This is a genomic window from Mycobacterium sp. (assembly GCF_019243155.1).
In the GTDB taxonomy this organism is placed as follows: Bacteria; Actinomycetota; Actinomycetes; order Mycobacteriales; family Mycobacteriaceae; genus Mycobacterium.
Genome location: NZ_JAFAUS010000125.1, coordinates 1 through 2,811 on the forward strand (window position 1 = coordinate 1; position 2,811 = coordinate 2,811).

At 64.3% G+C, this 2,811-nt stretch carries 3 protein-coding genes and 1 tRNA gene; 3 read left to right on the plus strand and 1 reads right to left on the minus strand.

Features of this window, described 5'->3' with window-relative positions; translation table 11 throughout:
* From JOZ00_RS06135 to JOZ00_RS06145, 3 genes are all read left to right on the plus strand, one after another.
* Nucleotides 1–261 (plus strand): SRPBCC family protein (locus JOZ00_RS06135; RefSeq protein WP_293341201.1); only part of this gene is annotated, 261 nt, incomplete at its 5' end.
* A gap of 120 nt (nucleotides 262–381) precedes the next feature.
* Nucleotides 382–1,053 (plus strand): TetR/AcrR family transcriptional regulator, encoded by a 672-nt coding sequence (locus tag JOZ00_RS06140; RefSeq protein WP_293341204.1) that lies wholly within the window; start codon nucleotides 382–384, stop codon nucleotides 1,051–1,053.
* Between the two features lie 394 nt (nucleotides 1,054–1,447).
* Nucleotides 1,448–2,650 carry an IS481 family transposase gene (locus JOZ00_RS06145; RefSeq protein WP_293341207.1) on the plus strand — a complete coding sequence of 401 codons (1,203 nt, stop codon included), beginning with the start codon at nucleotides 1,448–1,450 and terminating at the stop codon, nucleotides 2,648–2,650.
* A 24-nt stretch (nucleotides 2,651–2,674) separates the two neighbouring features.
* On the opposite strand, the gene JOZ00_RS06150 is transcribed toward JOZ00_RS06145, so the two are convergent.
* Nucleotides 2,675–2,761 (minus strand) — tRNA-Ser (locus JOZ00_RS06150).
* Nucleotides 2,762–2,811: the final 50 nt, after the last annotated feature.

Below are 2,811 nucleotides of genomic sequence, written 5' to 3' on the forward strand. Positions count from 1 at the left end.
GGCGCCCCCACCCGGTGCACGGTGCGCCACACCTGGCTGGCGCGCATCCCGGCAACCACCGACGAACAGCGCAGCACCTACGACATGATCTACGACGCCGTGCATGCCGCGGTCCGCGACGAGGATTTCGCGATGCTGCCCCAATGCGGCGAAGGAGTCCGGCAAGCACAGCATGACCACATGATCATCGGCCGAAATGAGATCGGCGTACAGCACATGATCAAGGTCTTCGCCAACGCACTCGGCCTCGCGTTGAACTAATCGGCAGCGCTCACCCCTCGCCGGCTGCCCACCTCAAACATGAACCGAACAACTCTTCGGCCAGGGATTGGTTAACTCCATGCCGATGAACTCGGGAACCTTGGGAGCAGGTCGTTAGGTATGCGTAGACACGGGTGGTCAGGCGCCTTGCCGGCCAGCGATGACGAAGCCATCCAACGCATCCTCGCGACCGCCCGCAAGGCAATCGCCGAGTCCGGCTGCGACGTCCGCATCGCCGATGTCGCCCGCGAACTCGGAGTCACCCGGCAGACGGTCTACCGGTACTTCTCAACCACCGATGCGCTCCTGGCCGCCACTGCACTGGCCGAGGTCGGGCCCTACCTCGACAGCCTGGCGGCTCACCTGCGCCCGATCCAGGACCCGGCCGAAGCCGTCGTCGAAGGAATCGCCCACACCCTGGAGCGGCTCCCCGAGGAGAAGTACCTTGGGCTGTTACTGGCGCCAGAGCGCGCCGCTTCCTACTTCACGAGCGTGACCTCCGATGTCGCCCTTGCGCTGGGACGCTCCATCATTGATCGCTTCAATGTCGACTGGGACAGCGTCGGCATCACCGAAGACAGACGCGACTCGCTCGTCGAGTACATGCTGCGGATCTTGCAATCATTTATCGTCGACCCGGGCCGTCCCCCCCGGCACGGCACGGATCTGCGTGACTATCTCCGCCAGTGGGTGGCACCCGCCATCACCCACCACAGTCGACCCTCCTCGCCCGGGCCGCAGCGCCGGTCACCGAGCCGACCGTGCGCGAAAACCTGCGACGCGCGCCCCTAGCCGTAGTGCGCTCCGTCGTGGATCAGTCGACACCTGGGTGAGCTTTCAGGCGGCGCCGACAGCCGTTCGAAAAACGAATCGCGGACGTACTACAGATGCGCAGCTCGAAGCATCGCTCCCAGTTCCGTTGCGGATGCGCTGAACGGTGCGCTAGCGGAACGGGAGGCTGCCCGCGCCGATCTCGAGCGAGTACCTACCGCCAGCATCCTGACCGAGACGCAGATCGCGCAAATCGTCGACGGACTTCCAAACGTCGCTGAGCTGCTGAATAGCGGCGGTCCATCGGTGTCCGAGGGGGTCTCTAGCTTCACGACATAGGTGACACATGAGTCGGGTCATGGGTTACACCTGATCGGGCGGTGATGAGTCGCGTCATCGGCGACAGTGGTCGGCCATGTCTAAAGCGCGTGCGGTCGTCCTTGAAGTCGTCAGCGGTGAGCTCAGCGTCACTGCCGCAGCCCGGGCCTACGGCCTGTCTCGCCAACATGTCCACCGGCTGCTCAAGCGCTACCGTGACGGTGGTCTGGAGGCCGTCGAGCCCCGCTCACGCCGCCCGGCGAGCAACCCCCGCGCCGTGGCCGATGAGGTCATCACCGCGATCGTGCGGCTACGCGAACAGCTGACCGCCGATGGCCTGGACGCGGGTCCGTTGACCGTGCAGTGGCACCTGGCCCAGCATGGTCTGCCGGTGCCGTCGACCTCGACGATCCGGCGCATTCTGCACCACCACGGTCTGATCACCCCACAACCGCGGAAACGACCCAAAAGCTCCTACATCCGCTTTCAGGCCGCCCAACCCAACGAATGCTGGCAATCGGACTTCACCCACTGGAAACTGGCCGACGGCACCGATATTGAAATCTTGTCCTGGCTCGATGACCACTCCCGATTCCTGCTGACCGCCACCGCCTACCGTCGCGTGAGCGGACCCGACGTGGTGACCAGCTTCCTGCACACCGCCGCCACTCACGGGCTACCCGCCTCCACACTGACCGACAACGGATCGGTATACACGTCACGATTCACACACGGCCACAATGCTTTCGAGTTACTGCTCCACACCCTTGGCATCACTCAAAAAAACGGTCATCCCGGACACCCACAAACCCAGGGCAAGATCGAACGCTTCCATCAAACCCTCAAACGCTGGCTGACCCCACGCCCCCGACCCGCCGACATCGCCGACGCTCAAGCCCTGCTCGATAGCTTCGCCCACATCTACAACACCCAACGCCCCCACCGCGCCCATCACCCCCGCACCACACCAGCACAGGCCTACACCACCCGACCCAAAGCCGCCCCGCCGGCCATCACAGCCAACGAACACATCCGTATCCGCCGCGACACCGTCGACCAATTCGGCAAACTCACCCTGCGCCACGGCAGCCGACTGCACCACCTCGGCATCGGCCGCGCTCACGCCGGCACACCCGTGCTGATCCTGGTCACCACCACAGTCACCGTCTTGAGCAACCCCGACCTCCAGGTCATCGCCACCCACCACATCAACCCGGACCGCAACTACTGGCGCAACCAACAAAAAAGCCCCGGCCGATGGCCAGGGCAATCCGTCACCGATGACCCGACTCACGTGTAACCCATGACCCGACTCATCACAGAGCGGTGGCGGAGGGATTTGAACCCCCGGACGGTGTTAGCCGTCTCTCGCTTTCAAGGCGAGTGCATTAGGCCGCTCTGCCACGCCACCGCGGACAAGGGTAGCTTGCGGGTCCTGTTGCGGTGAGGCGGTAACCAGCG

Bases quoted from the DNA above. Each gene is read 5' to 3' on its own strand.
- JOZ00_RS06145 (WP_293341207.1), top strand. From the start codon at position 1,448: ATGTCTAAAGCGCGTGCGGTCGTCCTTGAAGTCGTCAGCGGTGAGCTC.
- JOZ00_RS06140 (WP_293341204.1), top strand. From the start codon at position 382: ATGCGTAGACACGGGTGGTCAGGCGCCTTGCCGGCCAGCGATGACGAA.